Here is a 21,756-nt window from a genome sequence, read left to right on the forward strand (position 1 = left end):
GGGTGTGGCGCGGGGCGCGTTCTCCGGCGCGGGCGGGACGTCGGCGGTGTCCGGAGGGAGGAGCGCCTCCGAGATGCGGGAGCGGGGCGGGGGCTGCGGGCCGGCAGGGCGCTGCGCCTCCGTGCTCATGCCACCCCCCGTTGCTCACACACATACTGCCGACGGATCACCGTCCGGGGCAGGCCCGTTCATGACTTCGTGCCGTCACTCTAACGGGCAGGGCCGACGACCTCGGCCACGCGCCTGCGGTCCGTGGGGATCTGCCCAGAACATCCCCTACCCCGGGGTAATCGGGTCTGGCAAGCTCTGCCCATGACTCCCCGTGCCGCTGATCGGGCCCGCTACGACAGGGCCACCGCCCACCTCGACGCGCCGCTCGCGATCGTCGATCTCGAGGCGTTCGACGCCAATGCCGTGGATCTGGTGCGCAGAGCGGGCGGCAAGCCGGTCCGGGTCGCCAGCAAGTCGGTGCGCTGCCGGGCGCTGCTGGAACGGGTGCTGGCGACGGACGGGTTCGCGGGGATCATGTCGTTCACGCTGGACGAGTCGATCTGGCTGGCGCGGGCCGGTTTCGACGATGTGCTGCTGGCCTATCCGTCCGCCGACCGCGCGGGTTTCGCGGAGCTCGCGGGTGATCCCGAGCTCGCCGCCGCCGTGACGGTGATGGTCGACGACCCGGCGCAGCTGGAGCTCATCGACCGGGCCCGTGCCGGCGGCGCGGAGGAGATCCGGATCTGTCTCGAAATGGACACCGCGCTGCGTCTGCTCGGCGGCCGCGTCCGGGTCGGCGCGCGGCGCTCTCCGCTGCGGGAGCCCGCCCAGCTCGCCGAGCTGGCACGGTCCGTGACGCGCCGGCCGGGTTTCCGGCTGGTGGGCCTGATGGCGTACGAGGGCCATGTCGCCGGGGTGGGCGACTCGGTCGCGGGGTCGCCGGTGCGTTCGCGCGCCGTGCGGCTGATGCAGCGCGCGGCCCGTAAGGAACTGGCCGCGCGCCGGGCCGCGGTGGTGCGGGCGGTGCGGGCCGTGGCGCCGGAGCTGGAGTTCGTGAACGGTGGCGGCACCGGCAGCGTGCAGCACACGGCCGCGGAGGACTCGGTCACCGAGATCGCGGCCGGGTCCGGGCTGTACGTGCCGCGGCTGTTCGACAACTACACGTCGTTCACGGGGCGTCCGGCCGCGCTGTTCGCCCAGCCCGTGGTGCGCCGCCCGGGCGTGGGCGCGGTGACGGTGCTCGGCGGCGGGTATCCCGCTTCCGGTGCGGCGGGCCGGGACCGGCTGCCCGTGCCGTATCTGCCGGAAGGGCTGCGCTACGACCCCCAGGAGGGGGCCGGTGAGGTGCAGACTCCGCTGCTGGGCGCTGCCGCCGACGATCTGCTGATCGGTGACAAGGTGTGGTTCCGCCACGCCAAGGCCGGTGAACTGTGCGAGCGCTTCGACACGCTGCACCTCGTCGAGGGCGACCGGGTGACGGGCGCCGCGCCGACGTACCGGGGCGAGGGCCGCACCTTCCTGTGACGGCGGGTGTGCGGTACGCGCGGGTCAGCCGGGGCCGATGCTGCTGCCGACGCCGCCTCCGGTGGAGTCGCCGACCGGGCGGATGCCGGCCGCGATCTCGTCCATGACCTCGAGCCCGGGCGCCGAGGGCGTCGCGTCGAAGGCGAAGCGGACGACCATCAGCGCTCCGGTGCCGGCGGGTGAGGGGAAGGCGATCGTCTGGACGTAGCCGCCGGGGCCCTCGCCGGTGACGACCCGCCAGCGCACCAGGTAGCCGGCCTTGCCGGCGACGGCGTAGTTCTGCGACTTGAGGACCGTGTGGGAGCGGATGCCCCCGTGGGGACGCCTGCCGAGCCGGTCCTCGCCGTACACGAACTCCGCGGCCTTGGCGACGTCCTCTTCTGCGAGGGTCTTGGCCGTGGTGTCCGCGGACGGCGCGTTCGCCGCCAGGGACGACACCCGGGCGTGCCGGCAGAGGGAGGAGCCGCCCCCGGGGCAGTCGTAGGTCTCGTCCGTGTAGATCGTCGCCCCCTCTTCGAGGGAGCTGTCCGCCCGTACCCAGCCGTCCGGGATGGCGAGGGTGATGCCGTTGAGCTGATCCTCGAGGACGGTGGCGTCCGCGGAGGCGGTGGGCGACGGGTCGGCGCTGTGCTCCGGTTCCGCCGTGGTCGCGGTGGGCTCGGCGCTGGTGCTCGGGGCGGCCTCGGGGGCGGCCGCGTCGTCGTCCCGGCCGAGGAGTACGGCGCCTCCGGCGACCGCGGCGACGAGCACCACGCCGGCGACGGCCAGCGCGATCAGCCGCCTGCTGCCGCCGTTTCCGGCGCCGGCGCCCGGCTGCCGCATCGGTACGGTGTGCGGCTGCGGAGGCCCGAACGACTGGCCCTGCCCGTACGGCTGGACCGGCGCCTGCGCGCCGGCGGCGCCGGCCCGGGCCGCGCGGGAGTGCGCGGTCCAGGCCGTGCCGTCCCACCAGCGTTCGGTGTGGGGCGCCTGGGGGTCCGGGTACCAGCCGGGAGGGGTCGTCATGCTCATCCCGTCACCTTATGGGCGGCGGGGGGCCGGGCTACAGAGGGGTCACGTACGCCCCGGAGATCCCGCCGTCGACCAGGAAGTCCGTGGCGTTGACGAACGACGCGTCGTCGCTGGCGAGGAAGGCCACGGCGGCGGCGATCTCGTCCGCCTCGGCGAAGCGCCCGGCCGGGATGTGCACCAGACGGCGTGCGGCCCGCTCGGGGTCCTTGGCGAACAGCTCCTGGAGGAGCGGGGTGTTGACCGGCCCCGGGCAGAGCGCGTTGACGCGGATGCCCTCGCGGGCGAACTGGACGCCGAGTTCGCGGGACATGGCGAGCACGCCTCCCTTGGAGGCCGTGTAGGAGATCTGGGAGGTCGCGGCGCCCATGATGGCGACGAACGACGCGGTGTTGATGATGGAACCGCGGCCCTGGCGCTGCATATAGGGGATGGCGGCCTTGCAGCAGAGGTAGACGGAGGTGAGGTTGACCTCCTGGACGCGCCGCCACGCGTCGATGCCGGTGGTGAGGATGGAGTCGTCGTCGGGGGGCGAGATGCCGGCGTTGTTGAAGGCGACATCGACGCTGCCGTAGGTGTCGTACGCCGCCTTGAACAGCGCCTCGACCTGTTCGGCGTCGGTGACGTCGACGCGTACGAAGGTGCCGCCCACCTCGTCGGCCGCGGCCTTGCCCGCCGTCTCGTCGATGTCGCCGCAGACGACGTTCGCTCCTTCGGAGGCGAGCCGGCGCGCGGCTGCCAGGCCGATGCCGCTGCCGGCGCCGGTGATCACTGCGGTGCGGCCTTCGAGGCGGCGGCAGAGCGGGGTCTCGGTCATGGTGTCTCAGGCCTCCGTGCTGATGAAGACGTTCTTGGTCTCGGTGAAAGCGGTGAGGGCGTCGGGGCCCAGTTCACGGCCGAGGCCGGACTGTTTGTAGCCGCCGAAGGGGGTCCAGTAGCGGACGCTGGAGTGGGAGTTGACGGAGAGGTTGCCGGCCCGGACGGCGCTCGAGACGCGCAGCGCGCGGCCGACGTCGCGGGTCCAGAGCGATCCGGACAGGCCGTACTCGGTGGCGTTCGCGAGCCGTACGGCGTCCTCCTCGTCCTCGAAGGGGAGGACCACGGCCACCGGTCCGAAGACCTCTTCGCAGGCGGCGGGGGCGTCGGGCGCGAGATCGGTGAGCACGGTCGGCGGGAACCAGAAGCCCGGCCCGTCTGGCGCGCTGCCCCGGATCGCCTTCGCGTCGTCGGGCACGTAACCGCGCACCCGGTCCAGTTGGGCGCGGGAGATCAGCGGGCCCATCTGCGTCTTCTCGTCGGACGGGTCGCCGACGACGACCGATTCGACGGCGGGGGCGAGCAGGTCGAGGAACCGGTCGTACACCGACGCCTGCACGAGGACGCGGGTGCGCGCGCAGCAGTCCTGGCCGCTGTTGTCGAGGAACGACATGGGGGTGGCGGCCGCGGCGGCGTCCAGGTCGCAGTCGGCGAAGACGATGTTGGGGCTCTTGCCGCCGAGTTCGAGGGTCACCCGCTTCACGCGGTCGGCGCACTTGGCCATGATGCTCTTCCCGACCCGGGTGGAGCCGGTGAAGACGATCTTCGCGACGCCCGGGTGCTCGACGAGCGCGTTCCCCGCCACGTCGCCGGCGCCGGGCAGTACCTGGAAGAGGTGCTCGGGCAGGCCGGCCTCCAGGGCGAGTTCCGCCAGGCGCAGGGCTGTCAGGGGTGTGGTCTCGGCGGGCTTGAGCAGGACGGCGTTCCCGGCGGCGAGGGCGGGCGCGGTGCCCCAGGCGGCGATCGGCATGGGGAAGTTCCACGGCGCGATCACGCCGACGACGCCGAGCGGTTCGAGCAGGGTGATGTTCAGGCCGCCCGGCACGGGGATCTGACGGCCGTTCAGCCGTTCCACTCCCCCGGCCGCGTAGTCGAGCAGGTCGCGGACGTTGCCGGCCTCCCACCGGGCGTTTCCGATGGTGTGGCCGGCTTCCCGGACCTCCAGGCGGGCCAGTTCCTCGAGGTGGCCGTCGACGACGGCGGCGAAGCGGCGCAGCAGCCGGGCCCGGTCCGCCGGGGCGGCGGCGGCCCACTGCCGCTGGGCCTGCGCGGCGCGGGCGACGGCGGCGTCCACCTCGGCCGGCGTGGTCGCCGGGACGGTGCGTACGACTTCTTCGGTGGCGGGGTCGAGTACGTCGTGGTGCGTGTACGCCAAGGGATGCCTCACATGCGTTCGAAGGAGCGGCGGAGCTCCCAGTCGGTCACCGTGGAGTCGAAGGCGTCGAGTTCGACGCGCGCCATGTTGCGGTAGTGGGCGACGACCTCGTCGCCGAAGGCGGCCTTGGCGATCGGGCTGGTCTCCCAGAGCTCGGCGGCCTCGCGCAGGGTGGTGGGGACGTGTTCGTAGTCGCCCGCGTAGGCGTTCCCGGTGCAGGCGTCCGGCAGTTCGAGCCGCTGCTCGATGCCGTGCAGCCCGGCGGCGACGAGGCCGGCGACGGCGAGGTGCGGGTTGACGTCGCCGCCGGGGAGCCGGTTCTCGAAGCGCATGGAGCGTCCGTGGCCGACGACGCGGAGGGCGCAGGTGCGGTTGTCGACGCCCCAGGCGACGGCGGTGGGGGCGAAGGAGCCGGGCCGGAAGCGCTTGTAGGAGTTGACGGTCGGCGCGTACAGCAGCGAGAAGTCGCGCAGTGCGGCGAGCTGGCCCGCGAGGAAGTGGCGCATCACGGGCGACATCCCGCCGGGGCCGTCGCCGGCCATGACGCCCTGGCCGTCGGCGTCCTGGAGGGAGAGGTGGATGTGGCAGGAGTTGCCCTCGCGCTCGTTGTACTTCGCCATGAAGGTGAGCGAGACGCCCTCCTGGGAGGCGATCTCCTTCGCGCCGGTCTTGTAGACGGCGTGCTGGTCGCAGGTGACGAGGGCCTCGTCGTACTTGAAGACGATCTCGTGCTGGCCGGGGTTGCACTCGCCCTTGGCGGACTCGACGGTCAGGCCGGCGCCGGTCATCTCGTTGCGGATGCGGCGCAGCAGCGGCTCGATGCGGCCGGTACCGAGGACGGAGTAGTCGATGTTGTACTGGTTGGCCGGGGTGAGGCCCTGGTAGCCGCTGTCCCAGGCCTGCTCGTACGTGTCCTTGAAGACGATGAACTCGAGCTCGGTGCCGGCGTGCGCCGTGTATCCGTGCTCCGCGAGGCGCTCCAGCTGACGGCGGAGGATCTGGCGGGGGGCTGCGACGACGGGCGAGCCGTCGTTCCACGCCAGGTCGGCGACGATGAGCGCGGTGCCCTCGTTCCAGGGGACGCGGCGCAGCGTGGTGAGATCGGGGTGCATGGCGAAGTCGCCGTAGCCGCGTTCCCAGGAGGACATCTCGTATCCGTCGACCGTGTTCATCTCGGTGTCGACGGCGAGGAGATAGTTGCAGCCCTCGGTGCCGTGCTCGACGACCTCGTCGAGGAAGAAGGGGGCGGCGAACCGTTTGCCCTGGAGGCGTCCCTGCATGTCGGGGAAGGCCAGTACGACGGTGTCGATCTCGCCGCTCGCGACGAGGGCCCGCAGCTCGTCGAGGGCGAGCGGTGGTTGTCGGTCTGCCACGGGATTTTTCCTCCTTGGGTCAGCCGGGAGTCATAAGGTATTGCTGGAGACCATTGCTTGGGAAGGGGAAACGGCGAGGTGACGAAGACAGAGCGGACGACGGACGGGCCGGCGGACCGGCTGACGCCCGTACTGCGCCCCGTGCGCGCGGGCAACGGCTTCGAGGAGGCACTCGAACAGATCCTCCAGCTGCTGCGCCTCGGGCTGGTCCCCGGCGGGGAGCGGCTGCCGGCGGAGCGGGAGCTGGCCGAGCGCATGGGCATCAGCCGGGTCACCCTCCGGGAGGTGCTCAAGGTTCTCACCGACCAGGGCCTGGTGGAGAGCAGGCGCGGCCGCTACGGCGGAACGTTCGTGCTGCACCGCCCCGACAGCCCCGGCGAGGCCGAGCTGCGCCGCCGGGTCGCGGGCGTGGACGTCGAGGACACGCTGCGCTTCCGCGAGGTGCTGGAGGTGGGCGCGGCCGGCCTGTGCGCCGCGCACGGCCTGACGAACGAAGGGGCCGGGCAGTTGCGGACCGCGCTGACCGCGACGCACGACGCCCCGCTGCCGGAGTACCGCAGACAGGACACCCTGCTCCATCTGACGCTGGCCGAACTGTCCGGCTCCGCCTCGCTCACCGCCCAGTACGCGGCGGTGCGGGCCACCCTGAACGATCTGCTCGACTGCATCCCGCTGCTGGTGCGGAACCTGGAGCACTCGCAGCACCAGCACACGGCCCTGGTCGAGGCGGTGCTGGACGGCGACCCGGACGCGGCGCGCGAGGTGATGCGCGAGCACTGCGAGGGGACGGCGGCGCTGCTGCGGGGGTTCCTGCCGTGACGGGTCGGCCCCGGCGCGGCGCCGGGCCGGGGGCAACGCGGCGGCGATCCTTAACACCGGCTTTACGCAGAGGGCTTGCGCTGCCGCCGCACGGCCGCAAAGGTGTCCGCACAAACCTTTGACCTGAGCCAGGAGCGACCATGGCCGACGGCACCACATCGCGCACCCCGTCCCCCGCTCCCCCGTCGTCCGGGCCGGAAGGGCCCGAAGGGGACGCCTATCTGAGCCGGCGCACCCTGCGCAGGGGCAGCGCCGGCTGGCTGCTGCTGACCGGCCTCGGCGTCGCGTACGTCGTCTCCGGCGACTTCTCCGGCTGGAACATCGGACTCTCCAAGGGCGGCTTCGGCGGGCTCGCCGTCGCCACCCTGCTGATGGGCGCGATGTACGCCTGTCTGGTCTTCGCACTCGCCGAACTGTCCGCGATCCTGCCCACCGCGGGCGGCGGCTACGGGTTCGCCCGCCGCGCTCTCGGCCCCTGGGGCGGCTTCCTCACGGGCACCGCCATCCTCATCGAGTACATCCTCGCCCCCGCCGCGATCTCCATCTTCATCGGCGACTACGTCGAATCCCTGGGCCTGTTCGGGCTTGAGTCCGGCTGGCCGGTCTATCTGGCCTGCTTCACGGTCTTCATCGGCATCCACCTCTGGGGCGTCGGCGAGGCGCTGCGCTTCAGCCTGGTGGTGACCGCGATCGCGGTCGCGGCGCTGCTGATGTTCGCGGTGGGCGCGTTCACCGAGTTCAACGGCGGCGGTCTCGACGACATCCCCGTCGACGCGGAGGCGTTCGGCTCGAACTCCTGGCTGCCGTTCGGCCTGCTGGGCATCTGGGCCGCGTTCCCCTTCGGCATGTGGTTCTTCCTCGGCGTCGAGGGCGTGCCGCTCGCGGCGGAGGAGGCCAAGGACCCGGTGCGCTCCATGCCGAAGGCCCTGTCGATCTCCATGGGCATCCTGGTGCTGCTCGCGCTGCTGACCTTCTTCGCGGCGAGCGGCGCCCGTGGTTCCGCCGCGATCCAGGAGGCCGGCAATCCGCTGGTGGTCGCCCTCCAGGGCGACGGCGACCCGACCGCGCTGAGCCGCTTCGTCAACTACGCGGGCCTCGCCGGTCTCGTCGCCTCGTTCTTCTCCCTGATCTACGCGGGCTCCCGGCAGCTCTTCGCGCTCTCCCGCGCCGGATACCTGCCGCGCTTCCTGTCGCTGACCAGCCGCCGCAAGTCCCCCTACCTCGGGCTGCTGATCCCCGGCGCGATCGGCTTCGCACTGGCGGCGGGCACCGGAAACGGCGCGCGGATGCTGAACATCGCCGTCTTCGGCGCCACGATCAGCTACGCGCTGATGGCCCTGTCGCACATCGTCCTGCGCCGCCGCGAGCCGGAGCTGCCGCGCCCTTACCGCACCCCGGGCGGTGTCGCCACCTCGTCGGTCGCCTTGGTGCTGGCGCTGTCGGCGCTGGTCGCCACGTTCCTCGTGGACAAGGACGCGGCGTTCATGGCGCTCGGCGTGTACGCCGTGGCGCTCGCGTACTTCGCGCTCTACAGCCGCCACCATCTGGTGGCACGGGCGCCGGAGGAGGAGTTCGCGGCGCTGGCCGCCGCGGAGGCCGAACTGGACCGGAAGTAGACCGGACGGATACGGAGGTGTGGTGGCGGTGTCGCAGCCACTGATCGGGATCAGTACGTACTGGGAGGCCGCCGCGCGGTGGGGCGTGTGGGAGCTGCCCGCAGCGCTGCTGCCGGCCGGGTATCCCCGCCTCGTCCAGAGCGCGGGCGGCCTCGCGGCGATGCTCCCGCCGGCCGAGCCGTCCCTCGCCGAGTCCGTGGTGGCCCGCCTCGACGGTGTCGTCGTCGCGGGCGGCCCGGACGTGGCCCCGGAGCGGTACGGCGCGGACCGCGATCCCCGCACGGGGCCGCCGGCGCCCGAACGGGACGCCTGGGAACTGGCCCTGATCCACGCGGCCCTCGCGTCCGGCACGCCGCTGCTCGGCATCTGCCGCGGCATGCAGCTCCTGAACGTCGCACTCGGCGGGACGCTGGTCCAGCATCTCGACGGCCACACCGAGAGCGTCGGCGTCTTCGGCGCCCACACGGTCAAGCCGGTGCCCGGCACGCTGTACGCCTCCCTGGTCCCGGAGACGTCCGCCGTCCCTACCTACCACCACCAGTCCGTGGACCGCCTGGGAGACGGCCTCGTCCCGAGCGCGCACGCGGAGGAGGACGGCACGGTGGAGGCGGTCGAGCGGACGGGGGCGGCGGGGTGGGTCCTGGGCGTGCAGTGGCACCCGGAGATGGGAACGGACGAACGGGTGATGTCGGGCCTGGTCCGGGCGGCGGGTGGCGCGTAGCGCTGCGGGCGCGGGGCCGGCCGGTCTTGTCGGGGCTTGCCCCGACCCCCGGCGCCTCAGTCGCCGGGCACATCCAGTCCGGGCAACTCAAGCCCGGCCCGCGAGGCGTCCTGCGGGGCTGGGGTACGCCAGGCCACTCAAGCCCGGCCGGCGTTTGAGGCCACCGCCCGGACGGCGGTACCGGGCCCGGGCGGAGCCCGGTCCGCCGCCCGGAGGGCGGTATGGGGTCCGGGGGCGGTACGGAGGGCAGTACGGCGGTCCGGGTCCGGAGGGCGGTACGCCGTTCGGAGGGCAGTACGGGGTCCGGAGGGCGGCCAGCCCCCGGTTGCGGGAAGGGGCGGGTAGGGGAACACGCCCGCCGCAGGCGCCACCCGCCCCGCCCGCCCCCTACCCCCGCGTCAGCCCCAGCAGGTCCCGCGCCGGCCCCGTCGGCCGTTGCGCGTGCGGCCACACCGCACGCAGGTCGCGTTCGAGGGCCACGCCCTCGACCGGGACCCGCGTCAGGCGGCGGGAGGCGAGTTCCTCCGTCACCGCGAGCTCGCTCAGGACCGCCGGCCCCGCCCCGCTGACGGCCGCCGCCTTCACCGCCGTCGTGGAGGCGAGCTCCATCAGCGGCGCGGAGAGCCCCCCGTACCGGGAGAGCCCCGAGTCGAGCACCTGCCGGGTGCCGGATCCCCGTTCGCGCAGGACCAGGGGCGTGCGGGCCAGCTCCTCGGGGGTCAGCGGGGCCCGGCGCCGCCGGGCCCACGGGTGGCCGGGGGCCACGACGACGAACAGCCGGTCGTGGCCGATGATCGTGCCGTCGAGACCCTCCGGGACCGCGAGGCCCTCGACGAACCCGAGGTCGGCCTCGCCGGACAGCAGCCGCTGCGCCACCGCCGACGAGTTGCCCGCGATCAGCGAGACCGCCGTGTCCGGCCGGTCGGCGCGGAGCGCGATGAGCCAGCCGGGCAGCAGGTACTCGGCGATCGTCATGCTCGCCGCGACCCGCAGCCGCGAGTCGCGCCGCCCCCGCAGCGCCTGCGCGCCCGCGTCGAACGCCTCCGCCGCCTCCACGATCCGCCGGGCCCAGTCGGTGACCAGCGCGCCGGCCTCGGTCAGTTGCGAGCCACGAGGGGAGCGGTCGACGAGGGCGACGCCGAGCTGGCGTTCCATCGAGCGGACGCGGCTGCTCGCGGCGGGCTGGGTGATGCCGACCTCGCGGGCGGCCCGTCCGAGGCTTCCGTGCCGGGCCACCGCGAGCAGCAGTTCCAGCGCCCCCAGGTCCGGTACCCGGTGGTTCAGCGGCACACGCGGCTCGTCGCTCATAAGACCAGCTTATGAGGCGATAGCAACAAGCTCCCTGGTGGGGCCGGGTCGCCTCGGCGAACGTGAGGTCATGGTCACCGCTGTACAGCCCCTCCCGCTCGCTCCACCGCCGGTCAAGGCGGCCGCCGACGCGCCCCGTGTGCGCTCGCTACGGCAGCTCGGCCCGAACTGGTACGCCGCCGTCATGGGGACGGCGATCGTCGCGAGCGCCGGGGCCGCACTGCCGGTGGACGTCCCCGTTCTGCGGGCGGCGTGCACCGGTGTCTGGGCGCTGTCCGCCGTACTGCTGGCCGTCGTGTGCACCGCCCGGGCCGCGCACTGGGTGCGCCACCGGGACCGGGCCCGTGCCGACCTCCTCGATCCCGCCGTGGCCCCGTTCTACGGCTGCCTGTCGATGGCGCTGCTGGCCGTCGGCGCCGGCACGCTCACCCTCGGCGGGGACGTGGTGGGCGAGGGCCCGGCGACCGCGGCCGGGTTCGGCCTGTTCGGGGCCGGGACGCTGCTCGGGCTGGTGATCGCCGTCGCCGTGCCGTATCTGATGATCGCGCGCCACCGGATCACGCCGGGCAGCGCGTCACCGGTGTGGCTGCTGCCGGTCGTCGCACCGATGGTCTCGGCCTCGACGGGGCCGCTGCTGGTGCCGCATCTGCCGCCCGGCCAGTGGCGGGAGACGATGCTGCTGGCCTGCTGCACCCTGTTCGGCCTGAGCCTGCTGGCGACCCTGCTCGTCCTGCCCACGGTGTTCGCGCGGCTCGTGCACCACGGCCCGCTGCCGCTCGCCCTGACCCCGGCGCTGTTCCTCGTCCTCGGCCCGCTCGGCCAGTCGACGACCGCGGCGGACAAGCTGGCGGACGCCGCGCCGGCCGCGGTCGACCCGGCGTACGCGTCCGGGCTCGGCGTCCTGCCCGTCGCGTACGGCGTCCCGGTGATGGGGTTCGCGCTGCTGTGGCTGGCGCTGGCGGCGGCGATGGTGGTCCGGGCGGCCCGTCGCGGCATGCCGTTCACGATGGGCTGGTGGGCGTTCACGTTCCCGGTCGGCACCTGTGTGACCGGCTCGGCCGCGCTCGCGGAGCGTACGGGTCTGGTGGCGTACACGTGGCTGGCCGTCGCGCTCTACGCGTACCTCGTCACGGCGTGGGCGGTCGCCGGGGCGCTCACCGTGCGCGGTCTGCTGCGCCGGGAGCTGCTCGCCGTGCCGCGGTCAGGGCCGCGCCGAGCACCGCGGGGGCGCGGACGAGGGACGGCCCGTACCAGGTGAGGTACCGCCCGTCGACGAGCGCGGCGGGCAGGCCGGGAAAGGCCTCCGGGCCGTCGTCGGCGGTGAACCGGTACGGCTCGTCGGGCAGGACGACGGCCCGGGCGCCGCTCGCCCGCAGCTCGTCGAGCGGGATGCGCGGGTAGCGCTCGGCGTGCCCCGCGTACACGTTGTCGACGCCGAGCCGGGCGAGCACGTCGCCGGCGAAGGTGTCGCGGCCGAGCACCATCCACGGCCGGCGCCACACGGGCACCACGGCCCGCAGCGGCGGCAGCGGTTCGACGGCCGCCCATGCCTCCTCGGCCTCGTCGAGCCAGCGGGGGCGGGCGAGGGAGCAGCCGGTCACGAGCACCCGCTCGAGTTCGCGGAAGGCCTGGTCGAGGCCCCGTATCTCGGTGACGAGCACCTCAGCGCCCGCGTCGCGCAGCGCGGCGAGGTCGGGATCGCGGTTCTCCTCCTCGTTGGCGATCACCAGGTCGGGCCGCAGGCGCAGCACCGCCGCCACGTCCGGGTTCTTCGTGCCGCCGATCCGGGCGGCGCCGAGGTCCGGCGGATGGCTGCACCAGTCGGTGACGCCGACGAGGAGGCCGGGCGCGGTGACGGCGATCGCCTCGGTCAGCGAGGGCACCAGGGAGACGACGCGCACCGGGGCCGCCTCAGCCGCGCGGGTCGCTGGTCGTGGCGATGTACTCGGAGACGGCGACGACGAGGATGCGGGTGTCGGGAGTGGTGGCGCGCCAGCGGTGGCGTACGCCGCCGGAGAGGAAGAGCGCGTCGCCGGGGCCCAGCCGGTGGGCCCGGCCCTCGGCCTCCACCTCGACGGCGCCGTCCGCGACGTACAGCAGTTCGTCGTTGCGGTGCTCGAACTCGCGGCCGGTCTCCTGCTCCCCGGTGAACTCCAGGGCGTTCAGCTGGTGCCGCCCGCGAACCAGGGCGCGGATGCCGTCGGCGGGCCCGGAGGTGCGGGCGTCGTCGCCGGCGCGCACGAGGTTGACGGTGCGTCCCGCGTCGGAGGCGGCGAGGAGCCGCTGTGCGGTGGTGTCGAGGGCGTCGGCGACCCGCTGGAGGGAACGCATGCTGGGCCGCGCCCGCTCGTTCTCGATCTGGCTGAGGAAGGGCACGGAGAGTCCGCTGCGGGCGGCGACGGCGGCCAGGGTGAGGCCGAGGTTTCTGCGGCGCTTGCGCACGGCCGCGCCCACCCGGAGAGGTTCTTCTCTCTCCTTGGTGTCCTTCGCGTCCTTCGTGTCCATGGGCCGGGCTCCCCTCCCCTGGGTCCTGTCTCACCTTACGCACCATCGGCCCACCCGTACTCGACAAGCGCTTGAGCAAAGGCCTGTGAGGCCCCGGACCCGGCGCGGACCGGCACCGGAAAGGGGTGGATCCCGCCATGTCGGCGGGATCCACCCCTTCGCATGAGGGCCCGGCGCGGTCTCCGGGCTGAGCCTGAGACGGCTGTCGCGGTGCGATCTCCTCCGCGATGCCCGGATTTCGCTCCGTCCAGGGCTGCACGGCGTCGATCACCGCCGCGGTCGTGCCGTCGGCCCGCAGTTCGTCGCGGTCGGCGCCGCCTTCGGTTTCACCTTCGGGCCGCCGCGCGCAGGGCGACCCGGTGCGCGCCGGGCGCCGGCTCCGGGCGCGTTGTCAGTGGGGTGCGGCATCATCGTGCCCGTGACCCGACGCCTGATGCTCCTCGACACCGCTTCCCTGTACTTCCGGGCCTACTACGGGGTCCCCGACTCGGTCCGGGCCCCCGACGGCACCCCGGTCAACGCGGTGCGGGGCTTCCTCGACTTCGTCGCGCGACTGGTCCAGGACCACCGGCCGGACGACCTGGTCGCCTGCTGGGACAACGACTGGCGCCCCCAGTGGCGCGTCGACCTCATTCCGTCGTACAAGGCCCACCGCGTCGCGGAGGAGCACGACCTCGGGCCGGACGAGGAGGTCGTCCCCGACACCCTCACGCCGCAGGTCCCGCTGATCGAGGCGGCGCTGGCGGCGGTCGGCATCGCCCGCGTCGGCGCCGACGGGTACGAGGCGGACGACATCATCGGCACGCTCACCGCCCGCGCGAGCGGCCCGGTGGACATCGTCACCGGCGACCGCGACCTGTTCCAGCTGGTCGACGACGCGCGCGAGCGGCGCGTGCTGTACCCGCTCAAGGGCGTCGGGACCCTCCAGACCACGGACGAGGCGTGGCTGCGCGACCGGTACGGGGTGGACGGGCCGGGCTACGTCGCTCTGGCGCTGCTCCGCGGCGACCCGAGCGACGGACTGCCCGGCGTGCCCGGCATCGGCGAGAAGACCGCGGCGAAGCTGCTGGACACGTACGGCGACCTGGACGGGATCATGGCCGCGGTCGGCGACCGCACCTCGAAGTTGACGCCCGCGCAGCGCCGCCGGCTGGACGAGGCCCGGGGCTATGTCGCCGTCGCGCCGAAGGTGGTCCGGGTCGCCACGGACGTCGCACTGCCCGACTTCGACCCGGCGCTTCCCGCCGCGCCGCGCGACCCGGTCGCCCTCGGGGAACTGGCGGAACGGTGGGGGCTGGGCGGGGCGGTGGTGCGGCTGCTGAACGCGCTGAAGCGCTGAGACGCCGCGCCCGGACGGGAGGATGTTAACTTAGGTAAGCCTAAGCAACTGACTTCGTCCTTTCTTCCTGGGGAGCACCACTGTGGCAGACCGAGCGGAACGACCGGCCCGCACGTCACCGAAGGTCCACGAGGCCGAGGTGGTCCGCACGGAGCGGCTCACGCCGCACATGGTGCGGGTGGTGCTCGGGGGCGAGGGGCTGGCCGCGTTCGAACTCGGCGGCTACACCGACCACTACGTCAAGCTGGTCTTCCCGGCCGAGGGCGTCAGCTACCCGGAGCCGTTCGACATGGACCGGATCCGCGCGGAGCTGCCGCGCGACAAGTGGCCCGCGAACCGGACGTACACGGTGCGGCACTGGGACGCCGCCCACCGCGAGCTGACGATCGACTTCGTCGTCCACGGCGACGAGGGCCTCGCCGGCCCGTGGGCCGCCCGGGCCCGCGTCGGCGACACGATCCGCCTCCTCGGCCCCGGCGGCGGCTACGCCCCGGACCCGGACGCGGACTGGCATCTCCTCGCCGGCGACGAGAGCGCGCTGCCGGCGATCGCCGCGGCGATGGAGCACATGCCGCCGGGCGCGGTCGTCCACGCCTTCGTCGAGGTCGACGGCCCCGACGACGAGCAGAAGGCCGTCACCCCGGACGGCACGGAGATCACCTGGCTCCACCGCGGCGCCCGCCCGCCCGGCGAGGCCCTTGTCGAGGCGGTGAGGGCGCTGGACTTCCCGGCGGGCAGGGTCTGCGCGTTCGTCCACGGCGAGGCGGCCTGCGTGAAGGACCTCCGCCGCCTGCTGCGGGTGGAGCGCCAGGTCCCCAAGGAGCACCTGTCGATCTCGGGCTACTGGCGCCAGGGCAAGACGGACGAGGCGTGGCGCGCGGTGAAGCGCGAGTGGAACGAGCAGATCGAGCGGGAGCAGGAGCGCGCGTAGGCGCGTGCCGCCTGCGGCGGGCGTGTTCCCCTGCCCGCCCCTTCCCGCTGTGCCGATGTGCGGCTCCGCCGCGTGGCGGGGCAAGCCCCGGCCCCCGTAGCGCGCGCTCCGCGCGGTGGCCTCAAGCTCCCCCTGCGGCCTGGCGGCCGTGGGTGGGGGCACCTCCCACGCCGCCAGGCGCAGGGGGAGCACCCCCGGGCCGGGCTGGATTTCGCTCCGCCACATCAGCCTCGCCGACGATCGAGGCGCAAGGCTCGGGGCGGAGCCCCGACGAGACCGGCCCACCCAGCCCCGCTGGGGGTACCTCCCGCGGCCGCCAGGCGCAGGGGGAGGTTGAGGCGCAGGTCCGGCCGGAGCCCGGTTGCGGGAAGGTGGGGCCCCCGCGGCCGCCAGGCCGCAGGGGGAGGGCAGGGGAAACGGCCCCGCGCAGCGGACCCGGCCCCGCCGTCTACCCCCCGCCCCCGCCGAACGCCCGCGCCGACCCGTCCACCTGCGCCAGCCTCCGCAGCGCCGCCAGCATCGCGTCACCGATGACCGTGCCGACGACCACGCCCTCCACCAGGTCGTCCAGGGCGAGCCGGCGCCCCACATGGGCCAGGTCCGCCGCGGCGACCTGTTCCGCCGCGGCGGCGTAGTCGTCGAGGACCTCGGCGAACGCGCCGTGGCCCACCCGTTCCAGCGCCGCCAGCGCCTCCGCGAGCGCCCGGGCCGCCGGGTGGTCGTCGTCGACCGCCCACCCGCGGCGCGCGATCAGCTCGCGGACCTGTCTCCGGGCGGAGTCCGGTGGCTCGCCGCCCGTCTCGTACCGCGGCACGAGCGGGTCCGTCACCGCGCCCAGCACCTTGTGCACCGACCGGTCCGGGTCGTCGACGGCGAGGAGCACGTCCCTGATCGTGGAGACGGACAGCCCGCCGACCTCCAGCAGCGCGCGGACGAGCCGCAGCCTGCGCTCGTGCGCGTCGGAGTAGCTGGCCTGGTTGGGGCTGGTCAACTCCCCCGTCGGCAGCAGCCCTTCGCGTACGTAGTACTTGATCGTCGGTACCGGCACCCCGGTCCTGCGGCTCAATTCACCGATGCGCACCGCGTGTTCGTCCTTCCGCCCTTGCCATCCCGTGCCCCCATCATAGATAGTACCGCTATCGGATAGTAGCGAGTGCCACTATCCATACTGCCGCTGTCCATAACGCTGTCCCTGGGGGTACTGCCATGTCCTCGTCCTCACCCGCACCCGTATCGCCCCCTCCCTGGGCCTCCTGGCACCGGCCGCTCATGGTGTTCGCCGCCTCGATGGCGGTGCTCGCCGTGGTCACGGCGGTGGGTCTGGCCGTGGACGACCGGACCGTCGCCGGGTCGCCGGTCTGGTTCAAGCCCTTCAAGTTCGCCGTGTCGTTCGCCGCCTACGCGCTCTCGCTCGCGTGGATGCTGTCGCTGCTGCCGCGTTACCGGCGCACCGGCTGGTGGGCGGGCACGGTCGTGGCGGTGACCAGCGGGATCGAGATGGTCCTGATCACCGGCCAGGCGGCACGCGGCAGGCGCAGCCACTTCAACAACGAGACGCCGTTCGACAGTGCGCTGTTCAGCGCGATGGCGGTGACCGTCGTGGCCCTGTGGGCCGGCGCGCTGGTCATCGCGGTGCTGCTGTTCCGCATCCGCCAGACCGACCGCGCCCTGGCCTGGTCGCTGCGGGTCGGCTCGGTGCTCTCGCTGGCAGGAGCCGCGCTCGGGTTCCAGATGGCGCGGCCGACACCGGCGCAGCGCGCCGAGGCGGAGACGGGCGTGCCGGAGGTCCTGGGCGCCCATGGTGTAGGCGTGACGGACGGCAGCGGCCCGTCGATGGCGCTGACCGGGTGGGAGACGACGGGCGGCGACCTGCGGGTGCCGCACTTCGTCGGGCTGCACGCGCTGCAGATCCTCCCGTTCGTGCTGCTCGCGCTGGTGATGCTGGCCCCGCGCTTCGCCCGGCTGCGTGACGAGCGCGTCCGGCTGCGGCTGATCCTCGTCGTCTCGGGGGCGTACAGCGCGTTGTTCGTCCTCGTCACCTGGCAGGCGCTGCGCGGCCAGGCGCTGCTCTCCCCGGACGGGGCGACGCTCGGCGCCGCGGCCGCGATCCTGCTCGCCTCGGCGGCCGGCGTCTGGACCGCGCTGCGGGGGGCGTCCCCGCCGGGAGGCCCGGCGGAACGCACGGACGCGCACGCCGCCACCGACAGGCACAAGGAGCTCTCGGCATGACCGGCTTCCTCTTCGAACTGTCCTTTTGGCTCGCCGCCCCGGTGTGGCTGCTGCTGATCTTCGCGCCCCGATGGCGGCTCACCGAGCGCGTCGCCGCCTCACCGCTGACGGTCGTCCCCGTGCTGCTGGTGTACGTGACGATGGCCGTGCCGGTCGCGCCGGAGCTGTGGTCCGCGGTGACCAGCCCCGACATCGACGTGTTCCGCGAGCTGACCGCCCGCGCGAACGGCGCGGGCGCCGTCTGGGCGCAGGTCATCGCGTGGGACCTGCTGATCGGCCAGTGGATGTACCACGAGGCGCGCCGGCTGGGCGTCCATCCCGCGGTGATGGGCCCGCTGCTGGTCCTGACGATCCTGCTGTCACCGATCGGCCTGCTCGTCTTCCTGGTGCTGCGCGCCGCACGCAAGGCGGCCGGACGCGGGCAGCCGCTGCCGGACGCGGACCGTTCACCGGCGGCCAAGTGACCCGCGCGGACTCGTAGGGTGACGGCACGACAGTCGCCCGTCTCCCGCCCGCCGCCCGCCGCCCGCGCGGTCGGCGCCGTCGCCGGCTCCGCGGTTCCCTCGCGGCGGCGATCGACCCCGGCGGCGATCGACCTCGGTGGCGACACCGACACGGTGGCGGCGGTGACGGGCGCGCTCGCGGGCGCCGCGTACGGGATCAAGGCGGGTCCCCGGCGGTGGACGGAGCCGCTGCACGTACCGCTGCCCGGTTTCGGCGGCCGGGTGCCGGGCCTCGCGGAACTGACCGGTCCGGCCGTCGCACTGCGCCATGGACAGTGCATCCGCCCCGGCGGATGATGGACAGCAACGGGAAATTCACGGACGAAAGGTGTGGATCACCATGTCCGAACACCCTGACTGCGCCCTGGTCCGCCGGGGCTACACCGCATTCGTCGCGGGTGACATGGACACCCTCAGCGAACTGCTCACCGCCGACGCCGTCTTCCACGTCCCCGGTGACCACGTCCTCTCCGGGCACCACAAGGGGCGTGAAGCGATCCTGGGCCTGTTCCGCCGCCTCGGCGAGGAGACCGGCGGCACGATGCAGATCCAGATCGAGTCCGTCCTCGCCGACGGGCGCGGGCACGTCATGTCGTTCCACACCGCACGGGCCGACCGGGGCGACCGCGGTCTGGAGATGCGCGAAGGTCTGTTCTTCACCATCGTGGGCGGAAAGATCACCGACATCGACGAGTGCGTCGAGGACCTCGACGAGCTGAACGCCTTCTGGAAGTGACGGACCGGCACGACGGACACCTGTCCCCGGCAGCAGAACAGGCCCCGGCGCACCGGCCGGGGCCCGTCGGTCGTCCGCCGGCGCGAACGAGGTCAGCCGACCGAGCTGTACGCCACCACACCGCGCAGCAGCCCGTCGACCGCCTTGCGCGCGTTCTTCGCGACGGTGCTGTTCTCCCGGGGCGCGGCCGCGGCGATCTGGCCGAGCACGTCGATGACCTGCTTGCACCAGCGCACGAAGTCGCCCGCGGGCATCCCCGCCTCGCGCAGCACCGCGTCGAGCCCCTTGTCGGAGGCCCACTCGTACGCGGCCCAGGCGAATCCGAGGTCCGGCTCGCGCTGGCCCACACCCTCCGCCTGGTTGATCCTGAACTCCTCCTCCAAGGCGTCCAGCCGGCCCCAGATGCGGACCATCTCGCCGAGGGCGGCCTTCGCCTTCCCTTCGGGCACCTTGGGCGCCAGCGCGTCGTCCGACTGCCGTGCCTCGTACACCAACGCCGAGACGCACGCGGCCAGTTCCGCCGGGTTCAACCCTTCCCAGACTCGCTCGCGCAGGCACTCGCTGGCCAGCAGGTCCAGTTCGCCGTAGAGCCGGGCGAGGCGCTTGCCGTCCTCGGTGACCTCGTTGCCGCGGAGGTAGTCCATCTCGGTCAGCAGGGCGACGATCCGGTCGAAGGTCCGGGCGATGGTGTTCGTACGGCCCTCGATACGGCGCTCCAGCTGCCGGGTGTCGCGCTGGAGCCGGTGGTAGCGCTCCGCCCAGCGGGCGTGGTCCTCGCGCTCGTCGCAGCCGTGGCAGGGGTGGGCCCGCAACTCCGCGCGGAGCCTGCTGATCTCGCGGTCGTCCGCCGCCGGCGACCGGCCCTTGCGGTGCCGCTCCGGTGCGATGTGCCCCGCCTTGGTGCGCAGCGCCGACGCGAGGTCCCGACGCGACTGCGGGGAGCGGGGGTTGAAGGACTTCGGGACACGCATCCGGTCCAGCGCCTCGACCGGCACCGGGAAGTCGATCGACGCCAGGCGCTTGACCTGACGCTCGGCGGTGAGCACCAGCGGGCGCGGCCCGTCGTGGTACTCGAAGCCGCGGTGGCCGCCCGTCCGCCCGGCGGGCAGCCCCGGGTCGAGGACGAGCGCCAGACCGGCGAACTTGCCCGTCGGCACATGGATCACGTCACCCGGTTTGAGCCGCTCCAGCGAAGTGGCGGCCGCCGCCCGGCGCTGCGCGGCGCCCTGCTTGGCGAGCTCGGTCTCCCGGTCCTTGAGGTCGCGGCGCAGCCGCGCGTACTCCTCGAAGTCGCCGAGGTGGCACGTCATTCCCTCGCGGTACCCCTGGAGGCCCTCCTCGTTGCGCTGCACCTGGCGGGAGATGCCCACCACCGACTTGTCGGCCTGGAACTGCGCGAACGACGTCTCCAGCAGCTCGCGCGAGCGGTGCCGCCCGAACTGCTGCACAAGGTTGACCGCCATGTTGTACGACGGCCTGAAGCTGGAGCGCAGCGGGTACGTACGCGTGCCGGCGAGTCCGGCGAGCGCCTCCGGGTCCATGGCCCGCTGCCACAGGACCACCGCGTGGCCCTCGACGTCGATGCCGCGGCGGCCGGCGCGGCCCGTCAACTGGGTGTACTCACCGGGGGTGATGTCGGCGTGCTGCTCGCCGTTCCACTTGACGAGCTTCTCCAGCACCACGGAACGGGCGGGCATGTTGATGCCGAGCGCCAGCGTCTCCGTGGCGAACACGGCCTTCACCAGGCCGCGTACGAACAGCTCCTCGACGACCTCCTTGAAGGTCGGCAGCATGCCGGCGTGGTGCGCGGCGATCCCCCGCTCCAATCCCTCCAGCCATTCGTAGTAGCCGAGGACGTGAAGGTCCTCGCCGGGGATGGAGGCGGTCCGCTCCTCGACGATCCCGCGCACCTTGACGCGCGCGTCCTCGTCGTTGAGCCGCAGGCCCGCGTAGAGGCACTGCTGCACGGCGGCCTCGCAGCCCGCGCGGCTGAAGATGAACGTGATGGCCGGCAGCAGCCCTTCGGCGTCGAGCCGGTCGATGACCTCGGGCCGGCCGGGCGTCCAGATACGGCCGCGCTGCCGCCGCTCGCGCTCACGGTCCGCCTCCCGCACCATCTTGCCGCGGCGGCGGTCGCGCGGGTTGTACGTACGGCTGTTCTCCATCCGGGCCAGCCGCACGAGATCGGGGTTGACCTCGCGGCGGGCGACACCCCGGCCGCCGTGGTCGGTCTCCTCCTCGAAGAGGTCGTACATCCGCCGCCCGGCCATGACGTGCTGCCACAGCGGGACGGGGCGGTGCTCGGAGACGATGACCTCGGTGTCGCCGCGGACGGTGTCGAGCCAGTCGCCGAACTCCTCCGCGTTCGACACGGTCGCCGAGAGCGACACCAGGGTCACCGACTCGGGGAGGTGGATGATCACTTCCTCCCACACGGCGCCGCGGAAGCGGTCGGAGAGGTAGTGCACCTCGTCCATCACGACATAGCCGAGGCCCGTGAGCGCCTGCGAGCCCGCGTACAGCATGTTGCGCAGCACCTCGGTGGTCATGACGACCACCGGCGCCCCGGCGTTGACGCTGTTGTCACCGGTCAGCAGGCCGACCTGCGCGGAGCCGTAGCGCTTGACCAGATCGGTGTACTTCTGGTTCGACAGGGCCTTGATGGGCGTGGTGTAGAAGCACTTGCGGCCCTGTTCGAGGGCGAGATGGACGGCGAACTCGCCGACGATGGTCTTGCCCGAGCCGGTGGGCGCGGCGACGAGCACGCCTTTGCCCGCCTCCAGGGCCTGGCATGCCTCGATCTGGAAGGGATCGAGATCGAAGTCGTACATCGCGCGGAAGGGGGCCAGCGCTGTGGCCTCTTCGACGGCGCGGACGCGGGCGGCGGCATAGCGCTCTGCGGGAGAGAGATCCTCGGTCATCTTGTTCACGAGCCTACCCGCCGCCTCTGACAGTCAGCCGA

General features: G+C 73.3%; 20 protein-coding genes. 11 read left to right on the forward strand and 9 right to left on the reverse strand.

Translation table 11 applies throughout. The annotated features are described in order from the left end of the window. The first annotated feature begins 312 nt into the window (after positions 1 to 312). Positions 313 to 1,515: an amino acid deaminase/aldolase gene (locus ACFYOP_RS26550; RefSeq protein ID WP_356895076.1), complete on the forward strand. Its 1,203-nt coding sequence runs from the start codon at positions 313 to 315 to the stop codon at positions 1,513 to 1,515. A gap of 24 nt (positions 1,516 to 1,539) precedes the next feature. On the opposite strand, the gene ACFYOP_RS26555 is transcribed toward ACFYOP_RS26550, so the two are convergent. The 4 genes from ACFYOP_RS26555 to ACFYOP_RS26570 are packed head-to-tail and all read right to left on the reverse strand — an operon-like array spanning position 1,540 to position 6,087. After that, the gene (locus ACFYOP_RS26555) at positions 1,540 to 2,526 is read right to left on the reverse strand and encodes a DUF2510 domain-containing protein (RefSeq protein ID WP_388453012.1); all 987 of its coding nucleotides are present in this window, start codon (positions 2,524 to 2,526) and stop codon (positions 1,540 to 1,542) included. A gap of 31 nt (positions 2,527 to 2,557) precedes the next feature. Beyond that, positions 2,558 to 3,340, reverse strand: coding sequence for a 3-oxoacyl-ACP reductase (locus ACFYOP_RS26560; RefSeq protein WP_356895080.1), 783 nt, complete (start codon positions 3,338 to 3,340; stop codon positions 2,558 to 2,560). A gap of 6 nt (positions 3,341 to 3,346) precedes the next feature. Beyond that, positions 3,347 to 4,714 (reverse strand): aldehyde dehydrogenase family protein, encoded by a 1,368-nt coding sequence (locus tag ACFYOP_RS26565; protein ID WP_356895082.1) that lies wholly within the window; start codon positions 4,712 to 4,714, stop codon positions 3,347 to 3,349. A gap of 8 nt (positions 4,715 to 4,722) precedes the next feature. Further along, positions 4,723 to 6,087, reverse strand: a complete 1,365-nt coding sequence (locus ACFYOP_RS26570) for a glutamine synthetase family protein (protein WP_356895084.1) — start codon at positions 6,085 to 6,087, stop codon at positions 4,723 to 4,725. A 78-nt stretch (positions 6,088 to 6,165) separates the two neighbouring features. On the opposite strand from ACFYOP_RS26570, the gene ACFYOP_RS26575 reads away from it, so the two are divergent. The 3 genes from ACFYOP_RS26575 (at position 6,166) to ACFYOP_RS26585 (ending at position 9,243) form a co-directional block, all read left to right on the forward strand. Continuing rightward, on the forward strand, positions 6,166 to 6,906 hold the full coding sequence (locus ACFYOP_RS26575) for an FCD domain-containing protein (RefSeq protein ID WP_356895086.1): 741 nt from the start codon (positions 6,166 to 6,168) through the stop codon (positions 6,904 to 6,906). 140 nt (positions 6,907 to 7,046) lie between these two features. Continuing rightward, entirely contained in the window at positions 7,047 to 8,522 is a 1,476-nt protein-coding gene (gene eat, locus ACFYOP_RS26580; RefSeq protein WP_356895088.1) for an ethanolamine permease, read from the forward strand. Positions 8,523 to 8,550: 28 nt separating this feature from the next. Then, positions 8,551 to 9,243, forward strand: a complete 693-nt coding sequence (locus tag ACFYOP_RS26585) for a gamma-glutamyl-gamma-aminobutyrate hydrolase family protein (protein ID WP_356895090.1) — start codon at positions 8,551 to 8,553, stop codon at positions 9,241 to 9,243. A gap of 387 nt (positions 9,244 to 9,630) precedes the next feature. On the opposite strand, the gene ACFYOP_RS26590 is transcribed toward ACFYOP_RS26585, so the two are convergent. Continuing rightward, positions 9,631 to 10,551: a LysR family transcriptional regulator gene (locus tag ACFYOP_RS26590; protein WP_356895092.1), complete on the reverse strand. Its 921-nt coding sequence runs from the start codon at positions 10,549 to 10,551 to the stop codon at positions 9,631 to 9,633. A gap of 70 nt (positions 10,552 to 10,621) precedes the next feature. On the opposite strand from ACFYOP_RS26590, the gene ACFYOP_RS26595 reads away from it, so the two are divergent. After that, positions 10,622 to 11,809, forward strand: a complete 1,188-nt coding sequence (locus ACFYOP_RS26595; RefSeq protein WP_356895094.1) for a TDT family transporter — start codon at positions 10,622 to 10,624, stop codon at positions 11,807 to 11,809. On the opposite strand, the gene ACFYOP_RS26600 is transcribed toward ACFYOP_RS26595, so the two are convergent. Both ACFYOP_RS26600 and ACFYOP_RS26605 read right to left on the reverse strand, forming a co-directional pair. After that, on the reverse strand, positions 11,706 to 12,452 hold the full coding sequence (locus ACFYOP_RS26600) for a helical backbone metal receptor (protein WP_356895096.1): 747 nt from the start codon (positions 12,450 to 12,452) through the stop codon (positions 11,706 to 11,708). The two genes, ACFYOP_RS26595 and ACFYOP_RS26600, sit on opposite strands and share 104 nt — an antisense overlap. Positions 12,453 to 12,462: 10 nt before the next feature. Next, on the reverse strand, positions 12,463 to 13,056 hold the full coding sequence (locus ACFYOP_RS26605) for an XRE family transcriptional regulator (RefSeq protein WP_356895098.1): 594 nt from the start codon (positions 13,054 to 13,056) through the stop codon (positions 12,463 to 12,465). Between the two features lie 433 nt (positions 13,057 to 13,489). On the opposite strand from ACFYOP_RS26605, the gene ACFYOP_RS26610 reads away from it, so the two are divergent. Together ACFYOP_RS26610 and ACFYOP_RS26615 are read left to right on the forward strand one after the other, a co-directional pair. After that, positions 13,490 to 14,395 (forward strand): 5'-3' exonuclease, encoded by a 906-nt coding sequence (locus ACFYOP_RS26610; protein WP_356895233.1) that lies wholly within the window; start codon positions 13,490 to 13,492, stop codon positions 14,393 to 14,395. Positions 14,396 to 14,477: 82 nt separating this feature from the next. Continuing rightward, on the forward strand, positions 14,478 to 15,326 hold the full coding sequence (locus ACFYOP_RS26615) for a siderophore-interacting protein (RefSeq protein ID WP_356895100.1): 849 nt from the start codon (positions 14,478 to 14,480) through the stop codon (positions 15,324 to 15,326). 448 nt (positions 15,327 to 15,774) lie between these two features. Here the strand turns inward: ACFYOP_RS26615 and ACFYOP_RS26620 are convergent, their stop codons facing one another. Next, positions 15,775 to 16,407: a MerR family transcriptional regulator gene (locus tag ACFYOP_RS26620; protein WP_356895102.1), complete on the reverse strand. Its 633-nt coding sequence runs from the start codon at positions 16,405 to 16,407 to the stop codon at positions 15,775 to 15,777. Between the two features lie 188 nt (positions 16,408 to 16,595). Between ACFYOP_RS26620 and ACFYOP_RS26625 the strand changes: the two genes are divergently transcribed. The 4 genes from ACFYOP_RS26625 to ACFYOP_RS26640 are packed head-to-tail and all read left to right on the forward strand — an operon-like array spanning position 16,596 to position 18,794. Further along, complete coding sequence (locus ACFYOP_RS26625; protein WP_356895104.1) at positions 16,596 to 17,555, forward strand: hypothetical protein; 960 nt, start codon at positions 16,596 to 16,598, stop codon at positions 17,553 to 17,555. Then, a complete protein-coding gene (locus ACFYOP_RS26630) occupies positions 17,552 to 18,019 on the forward strand; it encodes an ABA4-like family protein (RefSeq protein WP_356895106.1) in 468 nt (155 codons plus the stop codon). Before ACFYOP_RS26625 ends, ACFYOP_RS26630 begins: the two co-directional genes overlap by 4 nt. A gap of 18 nt (positions 18,020 to 18,037) precedes the next feature. After that, positions 18,038 to 18,355, forward strand: coding sequence for an ADP-ribosylglycohydrolase family protein (locus tag ACFYOP_RS26635; protein ID WP_388453022.1), 318 nt, complete (start codon positions 18,038 to 18,040; stop codon positions 18,353 to 18,355). Between the two features lie 43 nt (positions 18,356 to 18,398). Beyond that, positions 18,399 to 18,794, forward strand: coding sequence for a nuclear transport factor 2 family protein (locus ACFYOP_RS26640; RefSeq protein WP_356895108.1), 396 nt, complete (start codon positions 18,399 to 18,401; stop codon positions 18,792 to 18,794). 92 nt (positions 18,795 to 18,886) lie between these two features. Here ACFYOP_RS26640 and ACFYOP_RS26645 read toward each other — a convergent pair whose 3' ends face one another. Then, positions 18,887 to 21,715 carry a DEAD/DEAH box helicase gene (locus ACFYOP_RS26645; RefSeq protein WP_356895110.1) on the reverse strand — a complete coding sequence of 943 codons (2,829 nt, stop codon included), beginning with the start codon at positions 21,713 to 21,715 and terminating at the stop codon, positions 18,887 to 18,889. Positions 21,716 to 21,756 lie beyond the last annotated feature (41 nt).

This window comes from Streptomyces sp. NPDC006294 (genome assembly GCF_042870895.1).
Taxonomy (GTDB): domain Bacteria; phylum Actinomycetota; class Actinomycetes; order Streptomycetales; family Streptomycetaceae; genus Streptomyces.